Source organism: Saccharopolyspora sp. MMCC62, from assembly GCF_057736575.1.
Map to the genome: position 1 here is coordinate 239760 of NZ_JBYKCM010000007.1, position 26022 is coordinate 265781.

The 26022-nt window shown below is 73.5% G+C and carries 27 protein-coding genes; 5 read left to right on the forward strand and 22 right to left on the reverse strand.

What is annotated here, in order from left to right:
• Positions 1 to 40: 40 nt before the first annotated feature.
• Positions 41 to 478, reverse strand: a complete 438-nt coding sequence (locus tag AC29IT_RS18180; protein WP_358440396.1) for a MarR family winged helix-turn-helix transcriptional regulator — start codon at positions 476 to 478, stop codon at positions 41 to 43.
• Between the two features lie 167 nt (positions 479 to 645).
• On the opposite strand from AC29IT_RS18180, the gene AC29IT_RS18185 reads away from it, so the two are divergent.
• A complete protein-coding gene (locus AC29IT_RS18185) occupies positions 646 to 804 on the forward strand; it encodes a hypothetical protein (RefSeq protein WP_358440393.1) in 159 nt (52 codons plus the stop codon).
• A 48-nt stretch (positions 805 to 852) separates the two neighbouring features.
• Here the strand turns inward: AC29IT_RS18185 and smpB are convergent, their stop codons facing one another.
• Positions 853 to 1389, reverse strand: coding sequence for an SsrA-binding protein SmpB (gene smpB / locus AC29IT_RS18190; RefSeq protein WP_358440390.1), 537 nt, complete (start codon positions 1387 to 1389; stop codon positions 853 to 855).
• 147 nt (positions 1390 to 1536) lie between these two features.
• On the opposite strand from smpB, the gene AC29IT_RS18195 reads away from it, so the two are divergent.
• Complete coding sequence (locus AC29IT_RS18195) at positions 1537 to 2373, forward strand: hypothetical protein (RefSeq protein WP_488219548.1); 837 nt, start codon at positions 1537 to 1539, stop codon at positions 2371 to 2373.
• On the opposite strand, the gene AC29IT_RS18200 is transcribed toward AC29IT_RS18195, so the two are convergent.
• Entirely contained in the window at positions 2370 to 3668 is a 1299-nt protein-coding gene (locus tag AC29IT_RS18200; RefSeq protein WP_488219549.1) for an O-acetylhomoserine aminocarboxypropyltransferase/cysteine synthase family protein, read from the reverse strand. The two genes, AC29IT_RS18195 and AC29IT_RS18200, sit on opposite strands and share 4 nt — an antisense overlap.
• The gene (locus AC29IT_RS18205; protein WP_358440382.1) at positions 3665 to 4672 is read right to left on the reverse strand and encodes an isopenicillin N synthase family dioxygenase; all 1008 of its coding nucleotides are present in this window, start codon (positions 4670 to 4672) and stop codon (positions 3665 to 3667) included. Before AC29IT_RS18205 ends, AC29IT_RS18200 begins: the two co-directional genes overlap by 4 nt.
• Positions 4673 to 4808: 136 nt before the next feature.
• Here AC29IT_RS18205 and ykgO point away from each other — a divergent pair, with 136 nt between their 5' ends.
• Positions 4809 to 4931, forward strand: coding sequence for a type B 50S ribosomal protein L36 (gene ykgO / locus AC29IT_RS18210; RefSeq protein ID WP_009943488.1), 123 nt, complete (start codon positions 4809 to 4811; stop codon positions 4929 to 4931).
• A gap of 196 nt (positions 4932 to 5127) precedes the next feature.
• Positions 5128 to 5676: an exonuclease domain-containing protein gene (locus AC29IT_RS18215; protein ID WP_488219550.1), complete on the forward strand. Its 549-nt coding sequence runs from the start codon at positions 5128 to 5130 to the stop codon at positions 5674 to 5676.
• Between the two features lie 64 nt (positions 5677 to 5740).
• Here AC29IT_RS18215 and fahA read toward each other — a convergent pair whose 3' ends face one another.
• The 8 genes from fahA to AC29IT_RS18255 all read right to left on the reverse strand — a co-directional run bounded on the left by fahA (position 5741) and on the right by AC29IT_RS18255 (position 14001).
• The gene (fahA, locus tag AC29IT_RS18220; RefSeq protein ID WP_488219551.1) at positions 5741 to 6913 is read right to left on the reverse strand and encodes a fumarylacetoacetase; all 1173 of its coding nucleotides are present in this window, start codon (positions 6911 to 6913) and stop codon (positions 5741 to 5743) included.
• Positions 6910 to 7869 (reverse strand): hypothetical protein, encoded by a 960-nt coding sequence (locus AC29IT_RS18225; protein WP_488219552.1) that lies wholly within the window; start codon positions 7867 to 7869, stop codon positions 6910 to 6912. The genes fahA and AC29IT_RS18225 overlap by 4 nt, the downstream gene beginning before the upstream one ends.
• Entirely contained in the window at positions 7836 to 9035 is a 1200-nt protein-coding gene (locus AC29IT_RS18230; RefSeq protein ID WP_488219553.1) for a homogentisate 1,2-dioxygenase, read from the reverse strand. The genes AC29IT_RS18225 and AC29IT_RS18230 overlap by 34 nt, the downstream gene beginning before the upstream one ends.
• Before the next feature lie 132 nt (positions 9036 to 9167).
• A complete protein-coding gene (locus AC29IT_RS18235) occupies positions 9168 to 10493 on the reverse strand; it encodes an MFS transporter (RefSeq protein ID WP_488219554.1) in 1326 nt (441 codons plus the stop codon).
• Positions 10494 to 10520: 27 nt separating this feature from the next.
• Positions 10521 to 11936 carry an FAD-dependent oxidoreductase gene (locus AC29IT_RS18240; RefSeq protein WP_488219555.1) on the reverse strand — a complete coding sequence of 472 codons (1416 nt, stop codon included), beginning with the start codon at positions 11934 to 11936 and terminating at the stop codon, positions 10521 to 10523.
• A complete protein-coding gene (locus AC29IT_RS18245) occupies positions 11933 to 12727 on the reverse strand; it encodes an SDR family NAD(P)-dependent oxidoreductase (RefSeq protein WP_358440365.1) in 795 nt (264 codons plus the stop codon). The genes AC29IT_RS18240 and AC29IT_RS18245 overlap by 4 nt, the downstream gene beginning before the upstream one ends.
• Entirely contained in the window at positions 12720 to 13547 is an 828-nt protein-coding gene (locus AC29IT_RS18250) for an SDR family NAD(P)-dependent oxidoreductase (protein ID WP_358440362.1), read from the reverse strand. Before AC29IT_RS18250 ends, AC29IT_RS18245 begins: the two co-directional genes overlap by 8 nt.
• Before the next feature lie 34 nt (positions 13548 to 13581).
• Positions 13582 to 14001 (reverse strand): nuclear transport factor 2 family protein, encoded by a 420-nt coding sequence (locus AC29IT_RS18255; RefSeq protein ID WP_358440359.1) that lies wholly within the window; start codon positions 13999 to 14001, stop codon positions 13582 to 13584.
• A gap of 111 nt (positions 14002 to 14112) precedes the next feature.
• Between AC29IT_RS18255 and AC29IT_RS18260 the strand changes: the two genes are divergently transcribed.
• Positions 14113 to 14805: an IclR family transcriptional regulator gene (locus AC29IT_RS18260; protein WP_358440356.1), complete on the forward strand. Its 693-nt coding sequence runs from the start codon at positions 14113 to 14115 to the stop codon at positions 14803 to 14805.
• Positions 14806 to 15266: 461 nt separating this feature from the next.
• On the opposite strand, the gene AC29IT_RS18265 is transcribed toward AC29IT_RS18260, so the two are convergent.
• From AC29IT_RS18265 to AC29IT_RS18310, 10 genes are read right to left on the reverse strand one after another with little or no spacing between them, the layout of a single operon-like run.
• Complete coding sequence (locus tag AC29IT_RS18265) at positions 15267 to 16232, reverse strand: quinone oxidoreductase family protein (protein WP_358440354.1); 966 nt, start codon at positions 16230 to 16232, stop codon at positions 15267 to 15269.
• Complete coding sequence (locus tag AC29IT_RS18270; protein ID WP_488219556.1) at positions 16229 to 17632, reverse strand: MFS transporter; 1404 nt, start codon at positions 17630 to 17632, stop codon at positions 16229 to 16231. The genes AC29IT_RS18265 and AC29IT_RS18270 overlap by 4 nt, the downstream gene beginning before the upstream one ends.
• Positions 17629 to 18306: an HAD family hydrolase gene (locus AC29IT_RS18275; RefSeq protein WP_488219557.1), complete on the reverse strand. Its 678-nt coding sequence runs from the start codon at positions 18304 to 18306 to the stop codon at positions 17629 to 17631. The genes AC29IT_RS18270 and AC29IT_RS18275 overlap by 4 nt, the downstream gene beginning before the upstream one ends.
• A gap of 33 nt (positions 18307 to 18339) precedes the next feature.
• The gene (locus AC29IT_RS18280) at positions 18340 to 19299 is read right to left on the reverse strand and encodes an aldo/keto reductase (protein WP_358440346.1); all 960 of its coding nucleotides are present in this window, start codon (positions 19297 to 19299) and stop codon (positions 18340 to 18342) included.
• A 42-nt stretch (positions 19300 to 19341) separates the two neighbouring features.
• A complete protein-coding gene (locus AC29IT_RS18285; protein ID WP_358440343.1) occupies positions 19342 to 20565 on the reverse strand; it encodes a beta-ketoacyl-[acyl-carrier-protein] synthase family protein in 1224 nt (407 codons plus the stop codon).
• Positions 20562 to 20801 (reverse strand): acyl carrier protein, encoded by a 240-nt coding sequence (locus AC29IT_RS18290; RefSeq protein ID WP_488219558.1) that lies wholly within the window; start codon positions 20799 to 20801, stop codon positions 20562 to 20564. The genes AC29IT_RS18285 and AC29IT_RS18290 overlap by 4 nt, the downstream gene beginning before the upstream one ends.
• Entirely contained in the window at positions 20798 to 21841 is a 1044-nt protein-coding gene (locus AC29IT_RS18295; protein WP_488219559.1) for a beta-ketoacyl-ACP synthase III, read from the reverse strand. The genes AC29IT_RS18290 and AC29IT_RS18295 overlap by 4 nt, the downstream gene beginning before the upstream one ends.
• A complete protein-coding gene (locus tag AC29IT_RS18300) occupies positions 21838 to 23430 on the reverse strand; it encodes an FAD-dependent monooxygenase (protein WP_488219560.1) in 1593 nt (530 codons plus the stop codon). Before AC29IT_RS18300 ends, AC29IT_RS18295 begins: the two co-directional genes overlap by 4 nt.
• Positions 23420 to 24484: a ketoacyl-ACP synthase III family protein gene (locus AC29IT_RS18305; RefSeq protein WP_488219561.1), complete on the reverse strand. Its 1065-nt coding sequence runs from the start codon at positions 24482 to 24484 to the stop codon at positions 23420 to 23422. The genes AC29IT_RS18300 and AC29IT_RS18305 overlap by 11 nt, the downstream gene beginning before the upstream one ends.
• Positions 24481 to 25476: a ScbA/BarX family gamma-butyrolactone biosynthesis protein gene (locus AC29IT_RS18310; protein WP_358440331.1), complete on the reverse strand. Its 996-nt coding sequence runs from the start codon at positions 25474 to 25476 to the stop codon at positions 24481 to 24483. Before AC29IT_RS18310 ends, AC29IT_RS18305 begins: the two co-directional genes overlap by 4 nt.
• Positions 25477 to 26022 lie beyond the last annotated feature (546 nt).

Genomic DNA, 26022 nt, shown 5'->3' on the forward strand with positions numbered 1-26022 from the left:
CCCCGGTCACCGCCGAGGGGCCCGGACGGTGCACGACGCCTCAGAGCAGGTCGGTCGCGCCCAGCCGGTGCAGCAGCCGGGCCAGCTCCGCGATGTCCGCCGGATCCCAGCCGCCCAGCACCTCCCGCCACCGCCGCCGCTGCTCCGCGAGCTGCTCGGTGACCTGCGCGTTCCCGTCCTCGGTGAGCACCACCAGCTTGGCGCGCGCGTCGACCGGATCGGCGACCCGCTCGGCGAGCCCGATCCGCACCACCGCGTCGACCTGCCTGCTCACCGTCGACTTGTCCAGCGACAACGCGGCCGCGATCGCCGACATCCGCTGCGCGCCCTCCTTCGCCAGCAGCACCACCAGCGGATACGCGGTCGGGTCCAGCTTCGGGTGCACGGCGCGCGCGAGTTCGCGGGTGCGCAGCCTGCTGCGGCGCATCAGCGCGCGCACCTCCTCCTCCAGCGCAGGCAGTTCGTCCTCGGATGACACCGGGTGCTCCTCCCTTAGCGGACCGTGCTCATGATCTCATCCGCCCGTTCCCGCGGGCGCACCCGGAACCCGCCTCCCCGCGGTCGGCACCCGCCGCCGACCAGGCATCCTGGGTGGTGGAGCCGCCGCCCAGGCGGCCAGCCCCGAGAACGCCGAGGAGGCACGGCATGACCGAACCCGACCCGTTGATCGACCTGGCCCGGGACCCGAACCCGGGCGTCGGCGACCACGCCGCCCCCGAGGGCGCCGGAGTGGACCCGCTGATCGACCTCTCCCGCGACCCCAACCCCGGTGTGGCGGACCACGCCAAGCCGGACCAGGACTGAGCGGCGGCCGAGCACGGGCGTCCACCCGGACTCCCGTGCTCGGCCGGTTCACGGGCTGTAGTCGAGCACCGGGTCGTCCGGCGGGCGGCGGCGGTCCTTCGCGCCGCGGCCGGGGTGGCCCTTGAGCCGCCAGCCGATGCCGCGGGCCATCTCGCGTTCCGCGTCCCTCGCGGCGATGTCGCGGCGCTTGTCCCAGTTCTTCTTGCCGCGGGCCAGCGCCAGCTCGACCTTCACCCAGCCGTCGCTGAAGTACATCGACAGCGGGACCAGCGCGTGCCCGGTCTCCTTGGACTTGCCGGTGAGGGTGCGGATCTCCTTGGCGTGCAACAACATCTTGCGGGTGCGGCGCGGGGTGTGGTTCGTCCAGCTGCCGTGCCAGTACTCGGCGATGTGCAGGTTGCGCAGCCACACCTCACCGTCGTCGACGGTCGCGAACGCCTCGGCGAGGGAGGCGCGGCCGAGCCGGAGGCTCTTCACCTCGGTGCCGACCAGGACGAGCCCGGCCTCGTAGGTGTCGAGGATCGTGAAGTGGTGTCGTGCCCGGCGATTCGTCGCGATCACCGAGCGGTCGCCGTGCTGGACCATGCCCCCGACTCTACGACCTCGGGCCGACGCCCCGCCGCCACCGGCCGAGATCATCCGTGCGGGTGACTCCGGGGGCGAGGAGCAGCGGATCGGTGGCCGCGGCTGCTGCACTGTCCGGTGATCGAGTCCCGATTCCCGGAGGCCCTGGTGCGACTCCCCCGCTGCCGCGACATCGTCCTGCCCCTGCTGGTCCCGGCGCTGCTCGCGCTCGGCGTCCCGGCGGCTTCGGCCGCGCCACCGCGCGACGGGGCCGAGTGCGCGCGGACCCTGGACTGCTCGGCGCTGGAGCTGGACCGGCTGCCGCTGCCGGAGCGGCTGGTGTTCGTCCGCGCGGTGCAGGACGAGATCGCCGTCGAGTACGTGCCGGGGTTCCGGCACTGGCGCAACATCGAGGGGATCATCCGGTTCTTCGCGGAGAACGGCTTCGGCGCACCGGGCAGCTGGGTGTCCTACGTGGACGCGGGAATCCTGGAGGGCGTGGAGCGCGGGGCCGCGATCGCGCTGGGCCGTTCCGCGGACGACTTCGGCAACCCGGGTGCGCGGCTGTGGGCGGACTACCTGCGCCGGATGCACCGCGGCGAGCTGGACGAGCGGCAGGCGCACGACCCGGCGTGGAGCGAGGCCGAACAGGCCTCCACCGAGCACGGGGTGCGGCTCGCCGAGCGCCGCAGAGCGGTCGCGAGCCGCGTGGACCAGCGGATCTTCGAGTTCTCCGAGCTGTACCGGTGGATGTTGCGCAACCCGCCCGCCGCGCTGTTCGCGCTGAACGAGGCGATGGCCGGGACGACGGGGATTCCGTTGGCCCCGGCCGATTTCCTGCGCTGGTTCACCGACGTCACCATCCCGGAACCGGCCTACCGCGGCGCGCACGTAGCCCGCGACGTGGCGCTGCCCGACCCGGTCGCCGCCCCGGTGAGCGCCCTGCGGATCCTCCTCGCCTACGCCCCCGAGCTCCTCGGCCCGGAGGCACCGGTGGCGGGCTAGCCCTCGGCGGCGGCCAGTGCGGTGGCGAGGTCGGCGATGAGGTCGGGGACGGCTTCGAGGCCGACGGAGAGCCGGACGAGGCCGGGGGTGACGCCGGCGGCGCGCTGCCGGGCCTCGTCGAGCTGGGCGTGCGTGGTGGACGCCGGGTGGATCGCGAGGCTGCGCACGTCGCCGATGTTGGCCAGGTGGCTGAACAACCGCAGCGCGCTCACGAACCGCTTCCCGGCCGCGATCCCACCGGCGAGTTCGAACGCGAGCACCGCCCCGGCGCCGTCGGCGAGGTACCGCTTCGCCGCGCCGTGCCACGGGCTGGACGGAAGTCCGGCGTAGTGCACCCCCGTCACCCCCGGCTGGTCTTCGAGCCATCCGGCGATGGCGCGGGCGTTCGCGACGTGCCGTTCCATCCGCAGCGACAGCGTTTCCACGCCGTGCAGCAGCAGGAATCCGTTGAACGGCGACACGGCGGGCCCGAGGTCGCGGACCAGCCGGGTGCGCACCCGCATCAGGTAGCCGAGCTCGCCGAACTCGGTGCCGAACACCAGCCCGTGGTAGCTCGGGTCGGGTGCGGTCAGCTGCGGCCAGCGCTCCGGTTCGGCGAAGTGGTCGAACCGGCCGGAGTCGACGATGATCCCGCCGATGCCGGTGCCGTGCCCGGAGAGGAACTTGGTGGTGGAGTGCACCACCACGTCCGCGCCGTGGTCGAGCGGGCGGCACAGGTACGGCGTCGCCACCGTGTTGTCCACGATCAGCGGTACCCCGGCGGTGTGCGCGACGGAGGCGACGCCCTCGACGTCGAGCACGGCGCCGCTCGGGTTCGCGATCGTCTCCCCGTACAGCGCCCTGGTCTCGGGCCGCAGCGCGTCCCGCCACCGGCCGAGGTCGTCCGGGTCCTCGACGAAGTCGACGGTGATCCCCAGGTCCGCGAAGGTGTGCGCGAACAGGTTGTGCGTCCCGCCGTAGAGCGCCGAGGACGCGACCACGTGATCACCGGCGCGGGCGATCGCGAGCAGCGCCAGCGCGGACGCCGCCTGCCCGCTGGCGACCGCGACCCCGCCGACGCCGTTCTCCAGGTCGGCGATGCGCTGCTCCACGACCGAGTTCGTCGGGTTGGACAGCCTGCTGTAGGCGTGCGTGTCCAGATCTTGCAGGGCGAACGCGGCGGCGGCGTGCTCGGCGTCGTCGAAGACGAACGAGGTGGTCTGGTAGATCGGGGTGGCGCGCGCCCCGGTCGTCGGGTCCGGGCGGGCTCCGGCGTGCACTTGGCGGGTCTCGAACGCCCAGCGCGGTTCCGTCATGATCGCGCCTCCAGCACGTCGGACCACCAGCGCCGCGCGACCTCCGGGTGCGAGCGCAGCCAGCCCAGCAGCGCCTTCTCCCCGTACGCGGCCAGCAGCGGGTTGTCCGGGTCGGTGCTGACCCCGCGGGCTTCGGCGGCGAGGTCGGCGGGCAGCGCGAGGGGTTCCACCACCGCGTCCAGCCGGGGCGCGAGGAAGAACGGCACCGAGTAGCGGTCCACCCCCGGTTCGGGGCTGCGCACCCGGTGCCGGGTGGCGGTGAGGTAGCCGCCGGTGGCGACTTCGAGCAGTTCGCCGATGTTCACCACGAACGCCCCTGGCACCGGATCGGCGTCGATCCAGCCGCCGGATTCGTCCTGCACCTGCAACCCCGCGATCGAGTCCTGGTGCAGCAGCGCCAGGTAGCCGTAGTCCTTGTGCGCGCCGACTCCCTGGCCGCGGTCGGCGGCGCCCGGGTAGTGCACGAGCTTGAGGTGGGTGCTGGCGTCGGCGTCGAACCAGGCCTCGAAGTGGTCGTCGGCCTGCCCGAGCGAGGCGGCGAGCGCGCGCAGCACTTCGCGGCCCACGCGCAGCATCTCGCCCTGCCAGGCGAGGACGACCTCCCGCAGTTCGGGCAGCGCGGCGGGCCACTGGTTCGGCCCGATCAGCCGCTGCCACGGCGGGTCGTCCGGGCCGGTCGGCACCGGGTCGCGCTCGGGCCCGATGTCGAGCTGTTCGCGCCGGTCCGGGGTGCCGCCGGTGAGCTCGTGACCGGTGGCGGTGTAGCCGCGGAACTGCGGGGAGCGCACGTTCTCGATCTCCCGGCGCCGTTCGACGGGCAGCGCGAAGAACCGGCGGGTGACCTCGAAGATCCCGGTCATCAGCTCGTCGGGCACGCCGTGGCCGCCGAGGTGGAAGAACCCGACCTCGCGCGCGGCGCGGCGCAGTTCGGCCAGCAGGGAATCCCGTTCGCGGGGGTCGCGGAAGCGGGCGAGGTCGATGAGCGGGAGCGCGGTCTGCGGCATGGCGGCACCTCCGGTCCGGAGCGTAGGACGCGGAGATCCACCGGTGGTGATCTTCAACCCGATCGGGTGTCGATGAAAACGATTATCACTATCGTCTAGGCTGGGCGGGTCAGCGAGGTTCCGCAGAGGAGGACGGATGAAGGTCCGCGCATCGCTCAAGTCACTCAAGGACAAGGACGGGTCCCAGGTCGTGCGCAGGCGCGGCAAGCTCTACGTGGTCAACAAGCGCAACCCCCGCTGGAAGGGCCGCCAGGGCTGACCGGTCGCCGGGATCCGCCGAACCGGGTCCCGGCGACGTTTTCCCCGGCACGCAACGTCTTCTCCCGTCTCCCGCTTCGAGCCACCTGCAACGTGAAGATCGACACGAACGCGATGCGGCTGCGCCATGGGAGAACCGGCCCGGCTCGAAGTCGCGGCAGGAGGCGAGGCAAACCGCCATGTCCTGGGGTTTTGCGGTGATCGACGTCGAGACGACCGGCCTCCGACTCCGTTCGCGGCATCGCATCGCGGAGATCGCCGTCATCCTGCTCGATCCGTCCGGAGCCGTGCAGGAGGAGTGGTGCACGCTGATCGACCCGCAGCGCGATCCGGGCCCGCAGCACGTGCACGGCATCAGTGCGGCCGATGCCAGGAACGCGCCGGCGTTCGCGGAGATCGCGCCGGAGTTGTCCCGGCTGTTCTGCCCCGCGGCGGTACCGGTACACCGATCAGCGGCGGCCGCGAACGCGATGCCGGTACCTCCGCTGACCGTCGACCTCCGCTTGGCACCGCGAGATTCCGTCGTGTTCACCGGCGAGACGACCTCACCTCGCGCGCAGTGGATCGACCGCGCCGAACGAGCCGGACTCACCGTGCAGGAATACGTCACCGAGAAGCCCCGGCTGCTGGTGGCCGCTGACGCGGATTCGCAGTCCCGCAAAGCCGAAACGGCCCGGAAGTACGGCATCCCGATCGTCACCGAGCACGGCTTCTCGCAACTGCTGGACGGACTGGATCTCCGCTGACGCCGAAAGCCCTCCGGAACGCCCCGTTCGACCGATCGCACAGGTCGAACGGGGCGTTCGTTCGTCAGGGCCGCGCGGGGTGGATTCGGCCGGCGACCTCGCCGAAGGCGAGGCGGGCGCCGGACGCGGTGGGGGCGGTGGCGGTGAGGACGACCTCGTCGCCGTCCTCCAGGAACGTCCGCTGCTCGCCGCCGACCTGCACGGGTTCCGCGCCGCCCCAGGTGAGTTCGATGAACGCGCCCCGCTCGTGCTTGCCGGGTCCGGAGATGGTGCCGGAGGCGAACAGGTCGCCGGGTCGGCAGCTCGCGCCGTTGACGGTGAGGTGCGCGAGCATCTGCGCCGGAGACCAGTACATCTCGCGGTACGGCGGGCGGCTGACCTCCGCGCCGTTCCACCGCACGCTGAACTCGACGTCCAGGCCCCACGGATCGTCCTCCCGCAGGTACGGCAGCGGTTCCGGGTCCTGCACCGGGGTCGGCACCCGGGCGGCGCGCAGCGCGGCCAGCGGCACCACCCACGGCGAGATCGAGGTGGCGAAGCTCTTGCCGAGGAACGGGCCGAGCGGCACGTACTCCCAGGCCTGCAGGTCGCGGGCGGACCAGTCGTTGACGAGCACCGCGCCGAACACGTGCTCCTCGAAGGCGGACACCGGAACGCGTTCGCCCAATTCCGACCCGGCGCCGACGACGAACCCGAACTCGGCTTCGATGTCCAGCCGCCTGCTGGGCCCGTAGCTCGGGGCGGCCTCGTCCGGGCTCTTGCGCTGCCCGCTGGGCCGCACGATCGGCGTGCCGGAGGGCACGACGGTGCCCGCGCGGCCGTGGTAGCCGACGGGCAGGTGCTTCCAGTTCGGCAGCAGCGGTGCCGCGTCCGGCCGGAACAGCCTGCCGAGGTTGGAGGCGTGGTGCTCGGAGGCGTAGAAGTCCACGTAGTCGCCCACGTCGAATGGCAGGTGCATCGTCACCTCCGCCACCGGGTGCACGGCCGCGTCGGGCACGTCGCCGTCGACGAGCGCGGTGATCCGGGCGCGCACCTCGTCCCAGCTCCGCTTGCCGCGCGCCAGGAACGGGTTCAGCGAGGGCACCGCGAACAGCGGGTCGTCCAGCGCCACCGCCAGGTCGATCACCCGGTCGGCGAGCCGGACGCCGACGCGGGGTGTGGTGCCGGGCGTGCTGAACACGCCGTAGGGCAGGTTCTCCCGGCCGTAGCCGGAATCGGCGGGCACGTCGATGATCACGAGTCGGCTCCTGGGTGGATCGCGGGCAGGTCGGTGGCGAGGTGTCCGGGCAGCAGGCCGAGCGCGGCCAGTTCGGCGAGCGGTTCGGCGACGCTGCAGGTGCCGAAGGAGGTGAACCGGGTGCGCAGCTCCCGGGTCCGCTCCTCCCCCAGCGCGGCGACGCGGGCGGCGATGCCGGGGGCGTCCCGGTCGGCGAGCACGGCGGCGAGGTCGGCGACCGCGCCACCGCGCAGCGCGGCGTCCACGGCGAGCAGGATGTTCAGGAACCCGTGCTGCTCGAACCCGTCGCTGTTGCGCACCGCGTGGTGCAGCCCGGCGGTGGCCTTGAACAGGACGTCGAGGCGCACCACCTCGTGCACCGCGGCGGCCAGCTCGGCCTCGCCGGGGTGCAGGTCGGCGCGCACCCCGCCGGTGCGGAACTTCGCCCGGCAGCCGAGCGGCCCGAGCAGCGCCAGCACCGCGGCGCGGCGGTCGTCCCGCGGCACCTCCACGTACACCTCGGCGTCGGTGTTCTCCCGCACCCGGCGCAGCGCGTCCGGGAGGTCGGCGGGATCGAGGTCGGGGACCGGGATCTCCAGCGCCCGCAACGGGAATCCGCCCAGTTCGGCGAGCGCGGCGGGCACGGCGGCGGGCCCGGCGGGCACCGTCACCGCCAGCGGCGCGGGACCGTCCGGAGCCGCCCGGCCGGCATCGGCCCGGCCCGGAACCCCCCGGTCTGGAACGGCTCGGCTCGGCTCGACCCGGCCCGCCTCGACTTCGCGCAGTTCGGCGAGCGCGGGCGCGGCCACCACCAGCGGTCCCACCGCGGCCGAGTGCGCGGCGGTGCGGTGCGCGGCGTGCGCCCGCACGGCCTGCGGCAGCGGCAGCAGGCCGGGCGGGAACATCGCCGCGTCGTCGAGCAGCCCGGCGACCAGCGGCGGCGTCACGACCGCGGCCCCCGTCCCGCCCAGGTCCACGCGTACTCGCCGTCGTCGCAGGCCAGCCCGCCTTCGCCGAGTTCCAGCGGCCGGAAGGTGTCGACCATGACGGCGAGCTCGTCGAAGAACTCCACGCCGATGCTGCGCTCGTAGGCACCGGGCTGCGGCCCGTGCGAGTGCCCGCCGGGGTGCACCGACACCGAGCCCTGCCCGATGCCGGAGCCCTTGCGGGCCTCGTAGTTCCCGCCGCAGTAGAACATGATCTCGTCGCTGTCGACGTTCGAGTGGTAGTACGGCACCGGGATGGACAGCGGGTGGTAGTCCACCTTGCGCGGGACGAAGTTGCAGATCACGAAGTTCTCGCCCTCGAACGCCTGGTGCACCGGCGGCGGCTGGTGCACCCGCCCGGTGATCGGTTCGAAGTCGTGCACGCTGAAGGTGAACGGGTACAGGCAGCCGTCCCAGCCGACCACGTCGAACGGGTGCTGCGGGTAGACGAGCCGGGTGCCGACGATGCCGGTGGAGCCGCGGTGCTTGAGCAGCACCTCCACGTCGGTGCCCTCGCGCAGCAGCGGCTCGGCGGGCCCGTGCAGGTCCCGCTCGCAGTAGGGCGCGTTCTCCACCAGCTGCCCGAACCGGGACAGGTAGCGCTTCGGCGGGACGATGTGCCCGCCGCCCTCGATGGCGTAGGCGCGCAGCGGCTCCTCGCCGTGCGGCACCCAGCGATGCGTGGTGGCGCGCGGGATGAGCACGTAGTCGCCGGAGGTCGCCTCCAGCGCGCCGAACACGGTCTCCACGGTCGCCGCACCCGATTCGACGTAGACGATCTCGTCGCCGATCCCGTTGCGGTACAGCGGGGATTCCCGTTCGGCGACCACGTAGGAGATCCGCACGTCCGCGTTGCCGAGCACCAGCCTGCGCCCGGTGACCACGTCGACGGCGGCCGCGGCCTCCGCGGTGAACAGGTCGTGCAGCTTCAGGTGCCGCGGCGTGAGCGGGTGGTTCGGGGTGGTCGCCTGGTCCGGGAGCTCCCACACCTGCGAGTCGACGATCGCCGAGGGCAGGTTGCGGTGGTAGAGCAGCGAGGAGTCCGCGGAGAAGCCCTCCTCCCCCATCAGCTCCTCGAAGTACAGTGCGCCTTCCTCGTCGCGGTGCTGGGTGTGCCGCTTCGGCGGGACGTCACCGAGTCGCCGGTAGTGCGCCATCGTTCTCGCCTCCTGTCCGCGGTGCCGGTCGGGCACCGCCGCCTGCTGCCATCCCGTCCGCGGTGGCGAACGGGGGCGGGGTCATTGCACCGACCCGCCCCGCCGCGCGCCACCGCCGAAAGCGCGACCGGCTCATTCGGCCGCTCCCGCGGGTACCACCTTGCGCGCGGGCTCGTCCCGGGGCGCGCGCACCGCCAGCAGCATCACCGCGCACACCACCAGGCAGCCGATCGGGAAGTAGAGCCCGAGCGACACGTCGCCCTCGCCCGCGTTGATGCCGATGACGTACGGGCCGAGGAACCCGCCGAGCGCGGCGATCGAGTTGATCGCGGCGAGCCCGACCGCGGTGTGCTCGCGGGACAGCACCCGCGCCGCCATCGCCCAGTACGGGGCCATGTAGCCGAGCACCCCGACCGCCACCATCGACAGGCACACCAGCGCGGGCACCGGATCGTGCCGGAACCAGATGGTGCCCGCCAGCCCGGCCGCGGCCAGCAGCATCAGCGCCACCACGTGCCCGCGCCGCTCGCCGGTGCGGTCGGAGTTGCGGGCCACCAGGAGCATCCCGACCGCGCCGACCAGGAACGGCACCGCGCCGAGCACCCCGATGTTGGTGGCCGAGTAGGACGGGTCGAGCTGGCTGATGATCTGCGGCAGGAAGAAGGTGAAGCCGTAGAGCCCGCAGGCCGCGAACAGGTTCGCCACCGCCAGGTACAGCACCTTGCGGTCCTTGAGGATGCGCAGCTGGCCGAGGAACGTCTCGGGTTCCTCGGCCCGATACTCGCCGCGGATCTCGCGTTCCAGCCACGCGGACTCGTCCTTGCTGAGGAACCGCGCCTGGCTGGGCACGTTCGGCAGGTACAGCAGGGTGAGCACGCCGAGCAGCAGCGCCGGGGCGCCCTGCAGGATGAACACCCAGCGCCAGCCGCTGAGCCCGAACCACTGCACGTGGTCCAGGATCAGCCCGCCGGTGAGGCTGCCCAGCACCATCGCGATCGGCTGCGCCAGGGCGAGCGCGGCGATGGCTCGGCCGCGCTCCCCGGTGCGGAACCACATGGTCATGTACAGCAGCAGCCCGGGGAACAGGCCGGCTTCGGCGATGCCGAGCAGGATGCGGGCGCCGTAGAGCTGCGGCACGTTCTGCACGAACCCGGTGAGCACGGTGACCAGGCCCCAGGTGAGGGCGATGCGCGCCAGCCACAGCCGGGCCCCCACCCGCTTCATGATCATGTTGCTGGGGATCTCGAACAGCACGTACACCAGGAAGAAGATCGACGCGGCGATGCCGAAGGTCGCGGTGGTGATGGCGAGCTCGTGCTGCATCCCGAGCTGCGCGTAGCTGATGTTGGCCCGGTCCATGTAGTTGAACACGTACAGCAGGCCCACGATCGGCAGGATGCGGGACGAGACCTTCCGGACCGTCCTCCTGCCGAGTTCGCCGTCGGCGGCGTCGGACATGGCGTTTCTCCTCGACGTTGAGCAGAGTCAGGCGGCGCGGCGCGCGGCGGACAGCCCGGCGGCGCGGCCCATGGTGATGGCGTTGGCGACGGCGTTGCCGCCACCGACGTAGCGGGCGCCGAGCACCCCGGCCCCGGCCTCCCCGGCGGCGAACAGGCCCGGCACCCGGCCGCCGCGCTCGTCGAGCACGGCGGCGGTGGCGTCGATCTCCAGCCCGGCGTGGGTGCAGACCAGCTCGGCGGGCAGGGTGCGCACCGCGTAGAACGGGCCCTCGCCGATGGGGTCGGGTGCGGCGGTGGATCCCTTGGCGCGCAAGGTCTCGTGCCGGCCGAAGTCGGCGTCGGCGCCGTGCGGCAGCTGGTCGTTCCAGCGCGCCACTTCGGCGGTGAGCGCCGCGGCGGGCACCCCGATCTCGGCGGCGAGCTCGGGCAGCGTCGCGGCGCGCGCGGTGCGACCGGCCTCGGCCTCGCGCAGCACCACCGCCGCGTCCCAGTGCGCGTAGCCGGGTGGCAGCGCGCGGCGGGCCCGCTCGTCGAACACCGCCCACACCGGTCCGGGCTGGGCGTCGATGATGCCGGTGGACACCGCGTAGGAGGCGTCCTCGTCCATGAAGCGGCGGCCGCGGGCGTTGACGTGGATGCGGGACTTCGGCGGGAAGCCGGACTGCCAGTGGTGCAGCCGCTGGAAGTAGGCGGTGGGCAGCATCAGCCCCCAGCCGTCCCCGGCGAGCGCGGCGCCGACCTGCGCGCCGAACCGGAGGTGGTCGCCGCGGCTTCCCTCGGCGGCGACGACGAACAGGTCCTCGCCGGCGCGGGCCGCGGCCGGGTAGTGCCGGGCCAGCAGCTCCGGGTCGCGGGCGAAGCCGCCGCTGGCGATCACGACCGCGTCCGCGTCGACCTCGACGTCGTCGGCGACGACGCCGGACACCCGGTCGCCGGTGGTGCGCAGCCGCTGCACCCGGGTGCCGAGCACCGCTTCCACCCGGTGCGCGCGGCGGGCCTTGTCCAGCACCTGCACCAGTCCGTAGCCCTGGTCCTTCGGCACGTGCCCGCGCCACACGTCCTCCACTCCCGCCCGGCACAGGCCGGGGGTGTGCGCGTCGCCGGAGATCGCCGCGGGGACCTCCACACCGAGCCCGATCAGCCACTCCAGCGCAGCGCCCGCCCGGTCGCAGAACTCGCGGATCAGGCCGGGCCGCAGCAGCCACTGGTTGAGGTCCATGTAGTGCTGGAAGAACGCCTGCGGCGAGTCCTCGACGCCGAGCCCGCGCTGCACGGACGTCCCGGCGGCGGTGAACATGCCCGCCGAGAGCTGCGTGGAACCGCCGAGCTCCCGTTCCGATTCGAACAGCAGCACCGCGGCGCCGCGTTCGGCCGCCGACACGGCCGCGGCCAGCCCGGCCCCGCCCCCGCCGACGACGATCACGTCGTAGTGCTCGGTCATCGCAGGTCTCCCCCGGTGTCGGCGAGGATGCGGTGGTACAGCCCGTTGGACACCAGCCCGCCGTCCACGGTCACCTCGCTGCCGGTCAGGTACGCGGAGCGGTCCGAGAGCAGGAACAGCACCGATTCGGTGATCTCCTCGGGGGTCCCGGTGCGCCCGGCGGGGATGCTGGCGACCGCGGACGCCACGAACGCGTCGGCACCGTCCAGCAGCGCGGTGCCGACCAGGCCCGGGTGCACCGAGTTGACCCGGATGCCCCAGCGGGCGAAGTCCCCGGCCGCCGACTTCGACAGCCCGGTCAGGCCCCACTTGCTCGCCGAGTACGACGGGGAGAAGTAGCCGATCTGCCCGGAGATCGAGGAGATGTTCACGATCGACCCGCCGCCGGAATCGCGCATCAGCTCGGCGACGGCCTGCATCCCGTGGAACGGGCCGTGCAGGTTGACCCGCAGCACCTGCTCCCACACCTCGGCGGTGGTCTCGGTGAACCGCAGCCGCCGCGAGATGCCCGCGTTGTTCACCAGCCCGCCGAGTTCACCGCGGCCGTCGCGGATCTCGGCGACGACGCGCGCCCAGGCCGCCGGGTCGGTGACGTCGAGCTCGTGCGCGGAGGCCGAGCCGCCCGCGGCGGTGATCTCGGCGGTGACCTCGCCCGGGTCGGCCACGTCGGCGAGGCACACGTGCACGCCCCGGCGGCCCAGCGCCCGCGCGTGCGCGGCGCCCATGCCCCCGGCGGCGCCGGTGATGAGCACGACTCCGGGGTAGCGGACGCGCTCGACGGCCTCAGACATGCCGGGACCCGCCGTCGACGGCGATGCTGTGCCCGGTGATGTAGCGGGCGCTGTCGGAGAGCAGGAACAGCAGCGCGCCGAACACCTCCTCGGGGGAGCCGATCCGGTGCAGCGGCACGGTGTCCACGGCGTGCCGCAGCGCCACCGGGTCCTCCTTGACCCAGCGGGTCATGTCGGTGTCGATGTAGCCGGGTGCGATGGCGTTGACCCGGATGCCGTGGTCGCCGAACTCGACGGCGAGCGATTCGGTCAGGTGCGCGACCGCGGCCTTCGAGGTGCAGTAGGCGCCGCGCCCGCGCCGGACCCGGGTCGCCGACACCGAGGACATGTTCACGATCGCTCCGCCGGGGCCGAGGTGCCGGGCCGCGGCCTGCGCGCCGTAGAGCACGCCTTCGACGTTGACGCGCAGCACGTCGCCGAGCTGGTCGGGGCTGATCTCCGCGGCGGGGGCGAACGGGAAGATCCCGGCGTTGTTGACCCAGTGGTCGAGCCTGCCGAACTCGGCGAGGGCGGTGGCGGCGAGCCGGTCGTGCTGTTCGGCCGACGTCACGTCCACCACGGTGCTGACGACCCGCCCCGGTTCGTCCACTTCGGACTTCACCGCGTCGTTGATCTCGGCGGCGGTGGCGGACATCCGCTCGCCGTCGAGGTCGCCGCCGACGACGTGCACCCCGCGGGCGGCGAGGCCGCGCGCGAAGACCGCGCCCATGCCGCGCGCCGCGCCGGTGATCACGGCGACCTTGCCGGGCAGGTCCGGGTAGTGCGCGCCGATCGGCCGGTGCAGCGCGCCGCCCGGTCCGGTTCCGTCCGAAGTGGACATGGTGTTTCTCCTGTTTCGGCTGGGGATTCGGGGTTCAGCGCGCATCGTCGCGGCGCACCACGCGGCGGCGCACCCGCCACGCTCCGCCGTCGGCGACGAGCTCGTCGGTGAACGTGGTCATCCGCAGCAGCCGGGACTCGCCGTCGGCGGTGCGCACGATCTGCAGGTAGCCGCGCACGGTGAGCGCGCCGGGACCCGCCGGCTCGGCGACCAGGTTGGTGATGACGTGCCGGGTGCGGGCGCCCTCGTCGCGGTCGGCGGCGGCGAGGCGTTCGGCGAACTCGACGAGCGCGGCGGTGCCGGTGGCGGGTTCCGGGTAGCTGGGCGAGTGGAACTCGCCGTCGGCGGTGAACGTGGCGGCCCAGTCGGCGGCGCGGCCCTCGTCGATGTGCGCGCTCTGCGCCCCGTAGAGCTGGTGGACGTGCGCGAGCACGTCGGCGCCGATCGGCTGCACGGGTCACCTCCTCGTAGCCCGAACCATGTGCTATTATCGCACAAAGCGTGCGATTAATTGGTACTGTAAGCGGGCTCACGCAGGCCGTCAACACTGCGCAGGAGGAACGCCATGTCCGAGACCGGCGCGGTCGAGCTCGACTCCGGGATGTCGAAGACGCTGCACAACGGGTTGCGCATCCTCGAAGTCCTCACCGAACACCCGCGCGGGCTCACCCTCGGCGAGCTGGCCGAACGCGTCGGCGTGCACCGCACCGTCGCGCACCGCCTGGTGCGCACCCTCGAAGCGCACCGGCTGTGCCGCCGCGACGAGGTCAAGCGCATCTCGCTGGGGACCGGCCTGGTGCAGCTGAGCGAACCGGTCGAGCAGGACCTGCGGACGCTGGCCCGCCCGGTGCTCGACGAGCTCACCGAACGCACCCAGGCCACCGCGCACCTGGTGGTGCAGGAGGACGAGCACCGGGTGCGGATGCTGATGATCGTCGAACCCCGGCGAGCGCGGATGCACGTGTCGTTCCGGCCCGGGCAGGTCGACCCGATCGACCGCGGCTCGGCGGGCCTCGCCCTGCTGGCCGCCGCGCCCCCACGTGCGGGCGAACGGGAGGCGGTGCGGGAGACCCGCGCACGCGGATTCGCCGTGTCGCACGGGGAGATCGCGCCCTCGGTCACCGGCATCTCGGCGCTCGTGCCCGGCACCGAACGGCCGGTCAGCCTCGGGCTGTCGCTGTTCGAAGTGGACGACGTGCCGGAGCTCGGCGGCATCGTCCTCGATGCCGCGCACCGGCTCGGCACGCTGCTGCGCTGACCCCGGACGCCGGAACGCCCCGCCCGCGATTTCCGCGCGAGCGGGGCGCTCGATCCGCCGGGTCACCGGCCGCGTCGAAGCGGCGCGGCCGATCGTGCCGCCGTCCGTCAGCGGCGAAGCCGATGCGCCGCCGACCACGCAGGCGACCATCAGGTGCCCAGCGGTTCCCCCGCGCGGACGGCGACTCCACCCGCGTCGGAGATCGCTCCCGCGGCGAGGGAACCATGACCGCCCGTCGCCGAACCCGCCCGGCGGTCGTGTCGGTGCCCTGTCAGCGGCGCAGCCGCTGAGCAGCGGCCACCTCATCAACCGGCACCGCCGCGGGTTCTCAGCTGGTCCCTCGCGAGGACAGCGATTTCGCATGTGGCGGAGCCACCTGTGAAATCGATCCCGCAGCGAGGGGGCAGCTGAGGTTCCGCCACCCGACCACTACGCAACAGAAGAAGCGAGCCAAGAAGTGATCAGTGGTGCAGCACGAACTTCCCGGTGCTGGCACCGGATTCGAGCTCGCGGTGCGCCTGCGCGGCCTGCGCGGCGGGGAACTCGCCGGTGAGCTCCACGCGGATGCGGCCCGCCGCGACCTCGGCGACGGCCCGGCGCAGCGCGGGACCCACCTCCTGCGGCCGGCTCGCGCTGAGCCCGCCCAGGTTGAAGCCCAGCACTCCCTTGCCGCTGAACCACAGCTCGTTCGCGTCGAACGCGACGTCGGCGCCGCCGGAGACGTTGCCCATCGCGATCAGCCGCCCGCCCATCCGCAGCGCGTCCAGGCCGGGCCTGCGCACGGCGCCCCCGACCGGGTCGACGACCACGTCGAACTCGTCCCGCGGGGCGGTGCGCAGGAAGTCCTCCCGCACCAGCACCTCGTGGTAGCCGGAGCGGCGCGCCACCTCGATCTTCGCCGCCGACCCGACGGTGCCCACCACGCGGCCCGCGCCGAGCAGCCGGGCCACCTGGCCGAGCTGGGTGCCGACCCCGCCCGCGGCGGCGTGCACCAGCACCGACTCGCCCTCCCGCAGCCGCGCCACCGCGTCGAGCACCAGCAGCGCGGTGGTGGTGTTGGACGGGATCACGGCCGCTTCCGCGGTGCTCAGGTTCTCCGGCACCGGCACCACCAGGTTCGCGTCGGTGACGGCGACCTCGCCGTAGCCGCCGCCGTGGGTCATGGTGAGCGCCGCGACGCGCTGCCCCACCTCGACACCGGTCACGCCGGGGCCGAGCTCGCGGACCCGCCCGGCGGCTTCGATGCCGGGCACGTACGGCAGCGGCACGTCCACCAGCCCCTGCCGGAACAGCACTTCGGCGTAGTTCACGCCGGAGCACTCCACGTCCAGGGCGATCTCCCCCGGCCCGGGGCGGGGCGGTTCCACTTCGGCGTGCCGCAGCACGTCGGGGCCGCCGAACTCGGGGATGGTCACTGCTCTGGTCACTGTCGGGTTCCTTCCCGCTCGGAGTGCTCCGTCGTCGTGCGGTCCGGCGCGGCGCGCCGGTCGAGCGCGATCACCAGCAGCGCCACCGCGAACGCCAGCGCGGCGAACACCCACAGCGCGCCGCGCAGCGATTCCTCGTACGCGGGCCCGGCGAGCTCGCCGCCGGTCGCGCCCGCCACCGCGGCACCGACCGCGGCGATGCCCACGGTCTCCGCGGTCACCTTCGCCGTGTTGAACGCGCCCGCCGCGATGCCCGCGAACCGGGCCTGCACGCTGCCGACCGCGAGCCCGTCCAGCAGGCCCTGCGCGATCGCGATGCCCACGCCCATCACCAGCAGCGGGCCGACCCAGCTGCCCGTCCCGGCCAGCCACGCCGCCCCGGCGCCGACGAGCAGCAGCGCGAACACCACCTGCCGCAGCCCCGGCACCCACTTCACCAGCCAGCCGCACAGCACCGGCACCACCAGCGTCGGCCCGGTCAGCAGCACGATGCTCAGCCCGGCCTCGCGGGTGCTCATGCCCAGCACGCCCTGGAAGTAGGACGGCAGGTACACCAGCAGCGGCCCGAACACGCCGACGATCGCCGTGATCGCCCCGCACAGCGCGGCGAACCGCGGCGTCGCGAACACCTCCAGCCGCAGCACGGGATTCTCGACCCGCCGCTCCACCAGCACGAACACCGCGAACAGCAGCACGGCCACCGCGAACGCGCCCAGCACCAGGCCGTGGCCCCAGCCCAGCTCGGGCCCCTCCACCAGCGCGAAGATCAGCAGCAGCAGCGCCGTGGTGAACAGCGCGGCCCCCGCCACGTCCAGCTTCGTCGAGTCCCGCTCGCTCGTCGCGGGCAGCACCGGGAAGAACGCCAGCAGCACCAGCCCCACGATCCCGGGCACCGCGAACACCGCTCGCCAGCCCAGCTCGGACTGCAGCAGCCCCGCGATCGTCGGCCCGAACGCCAGCCCCACGCCGATCGTGGTGCCGAACAACCCGAACACCTTCGCCCGCGCCGGGCCCTGGAACACCTCGGCCAGCATCGCGCTCGCCCCGGTCGTGGTCGCCGCCGCGCCGATCCCGGCCAGCAGCCGCGCCACGTCCAGCAGCACGATGCCCGGCGCCACCGCGCTCACCACCGCGCACCCGGCGAACAGGCCGACCCCGGCCGCGAAGGTGCGGCGCCGCCCGAACTTGTCCGCCAGCGACCCGGTCACCAGCAAGAACCCGGCGAACGTGGCGCTGTAGGCGTTCACCACCCACTGCGCCCCGGCCAGCCCCGCGCCCAAGTCCCGCTGGATGTCGGTCAACGCCACCGAAGCCCCGGTCAGCGTCAGCGGCACCAGGAACACCGCCACCAGCGAGACCAGCAGCGTCGTCGTCCGGCCCGCCGTCGTCGATGCGGTCACGTCCCGATCCCTTCCACGCACTGCCATTCGTCCAGCCGGGCCCGCTCGCGCAGCACCGGATCGGTGCCCACCACCACCGGATTCCCCACCGCTTCGAGGAGTTCCAGGTCGGTGGCGTGGTCGGCGTAGGCGTGGCTGTCCTCGGCCCGGATGCCGCGGTCGGCGCAGAGCCGGCGCACCGCGACGGCCTTGCCCTCGCCGATGCGCACGTCCCGCACGTCACCGGTGTAGCGGCCGTTGAGCACGTCCGGTTCGCTGCCGAGCACGACGTGCGCGCCCACGTGCGCGGCGATCGGGTCCAGGCAGGCGCGGAACGATCCGGAGACGAGCACGATCAGCTCGCCCGCCTCGCGGTGCGCCCGCAGCCGGCTCAGCACCGGTTCGTGGAAGAGCCCGTCGCGGACCTGCTCGCCGAACCAGCGCCGACCGGCCGCGATGACCTGGTCGATGCGCTGCCCGGCGAACAGCCGGTAGTAGGCGCGGTTGGACTCGGCGCGGGACCCGCGGAGCCGGACGAGGTCGGCGAGCAGCGCCAGGGCCTGCTCGTGCTCGTCGCGGGCGAAACCCCGTTCCCGGTGGTGGTGCGCCAGGAACGACAGCATCGACTTGCAGGTCACCAGCGTCTCGTCCACGTCGAAGAACGCCGCGGTCGTGCCGGGCGGCGTGGTGGTCATGGCTGTCCTCGTTCTCCCGTCGGAGGTGGTCGGTCAGTAGCGGGTGCCCACCGGCGCGGGGACCGCGTCCAGCTCGGCGAGGTCGACGGCGGTGAGCTCGACGTCGGCGGCGCCGACGTTGTCCCGCAGGTAGGTGCTGCGCTTGGTGCCGGGGATCGGCAGCACGTGCGGGCCGCGCGAGGCGGTCCAGGCGATGGCGATCTGCGCCCCGGTGGCGCCGTGCCGGGCGGCGACCCGCTCGATCACGTCCACGATGCGGCGGTTGTGCTCCCAGGCCTCGGCGGCGAACCGCGAGTTGGTGCTGCGGAAGTCGGAGCTCTCGAAGTCGCCCGGCCCGCCGACGGCGCCGGCGAGGAATCCGCGGCCCAGCGGGGCGAACGGCACGAACGCCGCCCCGTTCGCGAAGCACCAGTCGAGCACGCCGTTCTCGACGGCGTCGGCGGTCCACAGCGACAGCTCGGACTGGATCGCGGTCACCGGGTGCTGGGCGTGCGCCGCCGCGGCCTGCTCGGTGTCCACTTCGGACAATCCGAGCCAGCGGACCTTGCCCTGCTCGACCAGTTCCGCCAGCGCGCCCCAGGTGTCGGCCAGCGGCACCTCCGGGTCGACGCGGTGCAGGTAGTACAGGTCGATGTGCTCGGTGCCCAGCCTGCGCAGGCTCGCCTCCACCGCGGCCCGGATGCGTTCCGGGGAACCGTCGCGGTGCATCGACCGGGTCGCCAGGTCGTCCACCACCAGGCCGCACTTGGTGGCCAGCACCACCTCGTCGCGGCGCCCGGCGAGCGCGCCGCCGACCAGCCGCTCGTTGTGCCCGTCGCCGTAGACGTCGGCGGTGTCCAGGAACGTGACACCGGAGTCGATCGCCTCGCGGATCACCGCCGCGGACACCGCGTCATCGCGCTTGCCCTCGTCGTAGCCCCAGCTCATGCCCATGCAGCCCAGGCCGATCGCCCCGACCTCGTGGCCGGTGGCGCCCAGTTCGCGCTGTCGCACGCGTTCTCCTCTCGTCGTTCCCCTTCACGTCCCGCCCCGCGGTCACGCGGCGGTGAGCAGCAGCGCCGCGTTGTGCCCGCCGAAGCCGAGCGAGGTGCTCAGCGCGGTGCGCAGCCGCCGCTGCCGCGGTTCCCCGGCGACGACGTCCACGCCGATCTCCGGGTCCAGCCGGGCCAGGTTCGCCGTCGGCGGCACGGTGCCGGTCTCCAGCGCCAGCACCGCGTAGGCGGCCTCGATGGCGCCCGCGGCGGCGAGCGCGTGCCCGGTGACGCCCTTCGTGGAGGTCACCGCCGCCGAGTCGCCGAGGCTGCGCAGCAGCACCGCCGCCTCGGTGACGTCGTTGAGCTTCGTGCCGGTGCCGTGCGCGTTCACGTGCTCCACCGCCGACCCGGGGACGTCCGCGTCGCGCAGCGCCTCCCGGATGCTGCGCTCCAGCCCGGCCCCGCGCGGGTGCGGCGTCGTCGGGTGGTGCGCGTCGGTGGCCGAGCCGTAGCCGCTGACCCGCGCCCGCACCCGCGCACCGCGCGCGGCCGCGGACTCCGGCCGCTCCAGCACCAGGAAACCGGCGGCCTCGGCGGCCACGAACCCGTCCCGGTCCGCGTCGAACGGGCGGCACGCCGAACCCGGATCGCCGTGGCGGGACAGCGCGCCCATCCGGTTCAGCGCCGCCATCGCCGTCGGCGACAGCGCCGACTCCGCACCGCCCGCGAGCACCAGGTCGCACTGCCCGGCCCGCAGCAGCGCCCGGCCCAGCCCCACCGCCGTCGTCCCGGATGCGCACGCGGTGGCGGTGACCAGGCTCGGGCCGCGGGCGGCGCAGTCGATGGCGACGTGCCCGGCGACCATGTTCGACATCGACGCGGGGATCGTCAGCGGCGACACCACCCGATCGCCCTCCTCGTGGTGCCGCCGGTGCTGGCGCTCCACCGTCCCGGTGCCGCCGAGCGAGTTGCCGATCACCACCGCGACCCGGTCGCCGTCCCAGCTCGCCGGGTCCAGTCCCGCGTCGGCGACGGCCTCCCGAGCCGCGACCAGCGCGAGCTGCACGAACCGGTCCACCCGCCGCGCGGTCGCCGCCCCCAGCAGCCGTTCCGCGTCGAAGTCCGGCACCCGGCAGGAGATGTCCACCTGGTCGCCGGCGAGCCGCTCGTCGGTGCGCGCCGTCGACCGGCCCGCGCAGACCCGTCGCCAGTTCTCCGCGACTCCGACGCCCGCGGGCGTGACCAGGCCGAGCCCGGTCACGGCCGCGTCGAAGGGTGCGGTCACGCGGACACGCCCTTGGCCGCCATCAGGTCCAGCAGGTCCCCGAGGGTGAACTCCGGCTTGATCTCGTCGTCCTCGAGCCGCACGCCCCACTCGCGCTGCACCTCGATCCCGAATTCGATCAGCGCCAGCGAGTCCAGGCCCAGGTCTTCGAAGGTCTGCCCGTCGCGCAACCGCTGCGACTCCACCCCGAGACTGCTGCCCGCGATGCCGCAGAGGCGTTCCTCGATCTCGTTCATGATGTCCCCTCAGTCCCCGGACGCACCGCGTCCGGCTCGTCGTTCACCGGAATGCCCGGCCATCTCAAGGCGGTGGCCCCCCAGGTGAGTCCACCGCCGAACCCGGTGAGCACCACGCGATCACCGGGAGCCAGTTCGCCGCTCGCCGCCGCGTCGGCCATCGCCAGCGGCACCGAGGCGGCGACCGTGTTGCCCACGCGGTCCAGGTTCTGCACCGCGCGCTCGGGCGCGATGCCCAGTTCCGCCGCGCAGGCCTTGAGGATCCGCGCGTTCGCCTGGTGCGCGACCAGAACGTCCACATCGGACATCTCCCAGCCCGCGTCGGCCACCACCCGGCGCGCGGAACCGCTCATCCGCCGCACCGCGCGGCTGAACACGGGCTTGCCGTCCATCTGGAAGTAGTGGTCCGCGACCGCGGCGGGCGCGCCGCGGCTGCGCTGCTGCGAACCACCCGCGGGCACCGTGATCAGCTCCGCGTCCGCGCCGTCGCTGCCGAGGTCGAACCCCAGCAGCGCTCCCGGTTCCGCCGCCTCCCCCGCGCGCAGCACCACCGCGCCCGCACCGTCCCCGAAGATCACCCGGGTGGTGCGGTCCGCCGGATCGAGGATGGTGGAGAACGCGTCCGCGCCGATCACCAGCACCGATCCGGCGATGCCCGCGCCGATCAGCCCGCGCGCCGTGGCCAGCGCGTACAGGAACCCGGTGCACACCGCGGCCACGTCGAAGGCGGGCACCTCGCCCAGCCCGAGCCGGTGCGCCACCGACGGCGCGGTTGCCGGGCACGGCCGGTCCGGAGTGCTCGTCGCGAGCACCACCGCGTCCACCGCGCCACCGCCCGCCGAGTCCAGCGCTCGGCTGCCCGCCTCCACGGCGAGGTCCCCGGTGCTCATGCCCGGCGGGACCACGCACCGCCGGTGGATGCCGGTGCGCGTGCGGATCCACTCGTCGGAGGTGTCCAGCTCGGCGGCCAGCATGTCGTTGGTGACCACCCGCGGCGGCGTCCAGCCGCCGAGGCCCGCGAGCACGGCCGCCGGGCTCATCGGACGGCTCCTTCGGCGGGCGCGCCGACCGCGTCCAGCGCTCCGCTGCGGCGCAGCGCCGACCGGACCGCGCCCGGGTCCACCGCGCCGCGCTCGATCGCCGCGACGTGCCCGTCCGGGCGCACCACCACCGCGCAGCGGTCGCGGCCCAGGAACTCGCGCAGCACCGCCCAGGACGACACGTCCTGCACCGGGGTACCCGCGGGCACCTCCGCGCGGATCGCCGCGCACCGCGCCCGCCACGCCGCGTCCCGGGTCTCGCCCGCCCACAGCAGCACGGTCAACCGATCTCCGGCCACCTCCGGCCACGGGCCCGGCGCGGAACCGGTGGTGAACACCGGGATCCGGCCGCCCGGCTCCCGCACCAGCTTCCGCAACCGCAGGTCGGAGGCCCGTTCCGGGGCGTCCGGCCGGTAGCGCACGCTGAGCTGGCTCATCATCGGCGTCACCACGTGCTGCAGCACGCCCGACTTCCGGGCCGCGCCGACCAGCGCGTCGCGCACCACCACCTTGTCCCGCCGGGAGATCAGGCCCCAGCTGGTCTGCTTCGCGGTCAGCCGCGACACCCGCTTCGCCGAGTGGCGCCGTTCCGGGTCGTACCCGTCCAGCACCTCGGGGCGCATCGTGCCGTGCTCCACCGCGGCGAGCTTCCAGGCGAGGTTCACCGCGTCCTGGATGCCGGTGTTCATGCCCTGCGATCCCGCCGCGCTGAAGATGTGCGCGGCATCGCCGACCAGGAAGCACCGCCCGGCGCGGAACCGGCCCGCGGTGCGCCTGCGGGCCCGGAACACCGTGGTCCACTTCAGCTCACCGAGGCGCGCCGGGAACGGCACCACCGCGTCCAGGTTCCGCTGGAACAGCTCGTGCGGCGGCGGCTCGTCGTCGTTCCACACCGGCACGCTGCACGCGACGCGGAAGTCGGTGCCGCGGAACGGCGCCAACCCCATCGCACCGCCGCGGTCGTAGCAGTACAGCATCTCGTTGCGCGGCAGCTCGGCGTCCAGCGGTGCGTCGCAGATCGCGAACAGCACGTCGGCCCCGGCCCCCTCGAACGGGATGTCCAGCAGCCGGCGCACCGCGCTGTGCGCGCCGTCCGCGCCGATCACCCAGCGGGCCCGCACCCGTTCCCGGGTGCCGTCGGCGTGCCGCAGCGTCGCCTCCGGCCGCTCGCCGGAGCCGTCCAGGTCGACCAGCTCGACCTCGGATTCCACCGCGGCGCCCGCGGATTCCACGCAGGCGCGCAGCACGTCCTCGGTGCGGTGCTGCGGGGTGCACAGCCCGAACGGGTAAGGCGTCTCGCGCAGCCGGGTCATGTCGATGTCGCCGAGGCGGCGGCTGCCGGAGTAGTACGAGACGCGTTCGATGTGCTCGCCGATGCCCGTCAGCTCGTCGGCGGCGCCGAGCGGCCGCAGCAGTTCCAGGCTGCGCGGCCACAGGATCACCGCCCGCGAGTGCAGCGTGCTGCGCGGCTCGCGGTCGACGATCCGCACCGGCACGTCCTGGCGGAGCAGGAACGCGGCCAGCACCATCCCGACCGGGCCCGCGCCGACGACGAGGACCGGGTCGTTCCCGGAGGAGTCAGCGGACATGGTGGTTCTCCCGTTCGTGGTCGGCCGGGGCGGGTTTGCGCACGATCGCGCAGGACCAGGTGAACCCGCCGCCCGCGCTGAGCACCGCCGCGAGCTCGCCCGCGGCGAGCGCTCCGGGGCGGGCCAGCGCGACCAGGTTGGACAGCAGGTCACCGGCGCCGAGGTGGCCGGTGTCGGCACCCAGGTCGAGTGCGGGCAGATCGGTGAAGACCGCGCGCAGCGCCGGGTGGTAGGCCTCGCCGAGGGCGCGTTCGCCGAGCCGCGGCAGCAGCACGCAGCGCAGCCGCGGATCGCCCGCGTCCACCTCGGCCGCCAGCAGCGCCGCCCGCACCACCTCCGGCACCCGGACCGCGGTGATCTCGGCGAAGCGGGTGCGGCCGTGCCTGCTCAGGTACGCCTTCTTGGTGCGGCGGACGTCGACCCGGCCCAGCGGTGCGGCGCTGAACGGGTCGGCGCCGCGGTGCATCTCCTCCGCCGCCGGTTCGGCGCGGCTGGCCAGCGCCAGCAGTTCCAGGTCGGCGCTGGAGCCGTCCGTCCCGCGCCCGACCAGCACCGCGGCCGCCCCGTCGCCGTACCAGAGCCCGTAATCCCCGCGCCAGCGGTCGAACCCGGGTTCGGCGAACCGGTCGGCGGTGGTGACCAGCGCGGTGCCCGCCTCCGCCGCGCCGACCCAGCGGGTGGCGAGCTCCAGGGCCGCCGCCCCGCCGTTGCACATCTGCTGCACCCCGACCGGGTTCGCGCCGTTCGCGCCGATCCGGGCCGCGATGTAGTGCGCCGGGGACCAGAAGTCGTGGCCCTGGTGATAGGTCCAGGCGTGCGCGAGGAACCCGACGTCCGCGGCCGCGACCCCGGCCCGCGCCAGCCCGTCGCAGGCCGCGCGGACCGCCATCTCCGGTGCCGCCAGGTCGTGCGACACCGGCAGCGCGGCGTACCCGGTGGCCGCGGCCTCGGCGGGCTCCAGGCGAGCTTCGGCGACCGCTTGCGCGACGGGCACGCTCGTCGGCGGCAACCATTCGGACAATCCGCTGAGCCAGGTCCGGGCGGGGGCGCTCACGCCGCCTCCCGCACTGCCCCGCAGCGCACGTCGAACGTAGCGCGGGCGATGACCGAACCGTGCTGCACGAATCGGATGGAAATGCGGGATTCGCCGTCCGCACCGGCTACCGGCTCGGAGCACAGCAGTTCCACCGGCGCGTCCAATTCGGCGTAGGCGTCGAATTCCGCCGCCATCCCGACGATGCCGAGTTCGTGCGCCGGAATCCCGGCGAAATGCTTCGCGGCGAGCACCCCGAGTTGGCGGGCGCCTTCCATCAGCACCATTCCGGGAACGTGGTCCTGCGGGTGGTCGAACAGGCTCGGATGCGATCCGTGCACCCGCAATCGGGCCACGATCCGGTCCGCGGTGAACCGGGGCGCGAGCAGCAGCACGTTGTCCGCGTTCGACCGGCCCACCAGGTGCGGTTTCACCAGATCCGCGGCGGCGTCCGCGGTGAATTCCGCGGAGCTCGGCGGCAGTCCGCCGCGCTTGCGCTCCCGCATCGCCGCGTACACCGCGCCGCGCAGGTAGCCGACGTCCATCCGCACCTGCCCGATGGGCGCCTGGTCCAGGAACAGCGCCATGTCGTAGCGCTGCCCGCGCAGTTCCCCGCCGCGCCACCGGGCGAGCGAGGTCTCGGCGGTGGCGGTGAACTCGTGCGGTGCCGCCCCGCGGTCGCCGTGCGCGTCGTCGAGCCGCAGCGACCAGGAGCGCAGCACGAACTTGGTGTCCAGCGGCGCGCCGAAGTGCGCGTGCATGGCGTGCGTCTCGGCCTGCCTGCAGCACTCCAGCAGTAGCAGCGGGTCGACGCGTTCGTCGGTCAGGTGGTCGGTGTAGTAGTAGTGGATCATCGGCAGCTGGGCGGCCGCGGCGAAGTGCGCGCTGTCCAGCCGCACGCCGTCGGTCAGGAACAACTCCGACAGGTTCCGCCGGTGCACCAGGCTGCGCGCGACCGTGTGCTCGAAGCCGAGCTCCGGGCAGGCACCTTCGTGCACGGGAGTATTCGTCACAACGTTCCCCTCAGTTCGTCGCCGGCACCCCGGGCCGGCGGCGGTACTCCTGCATTCCGTTTCGACCGGCGGACCGGCCGGGAGAACGCACGCGTTCCGGGCGGCCGACGCCGGAATGCACGGCGTCGCCCCGCTTCGCGGTGCGTGCTGTTCTTCTTTCCCCCGCGGCCGACGCGCGTTCCCCGTCGCATCGATCGGCCGTCGTGCGCGCTCCGCGGAGCGCCATCCCCAGTTCCCCGAACGGGGTCCACCGGAGCCGCGGACGATGCGGCCTCTCGCAGTGGATGCGCACACGCTAGCGCCGATTGATCACGCTCCGCAACGTGCTGTGATCCTATTCACCGCGCCGGTGGAATTGCGTCCGTTTTTTCGGGAAAACCACTGGTCGCAGCGGCCTCGAATGGCGGGTCTCATTCATCGAAGAATTTGCCGCAGCACGCAGCGGAATCGCGAAGTACACCCGATCGAATTAATGCGGCCATCGGCATATTCCAATTCCATTGTCGACCGAACACCGTGGCACGCTGATCGGGTGAGCCCGCACGA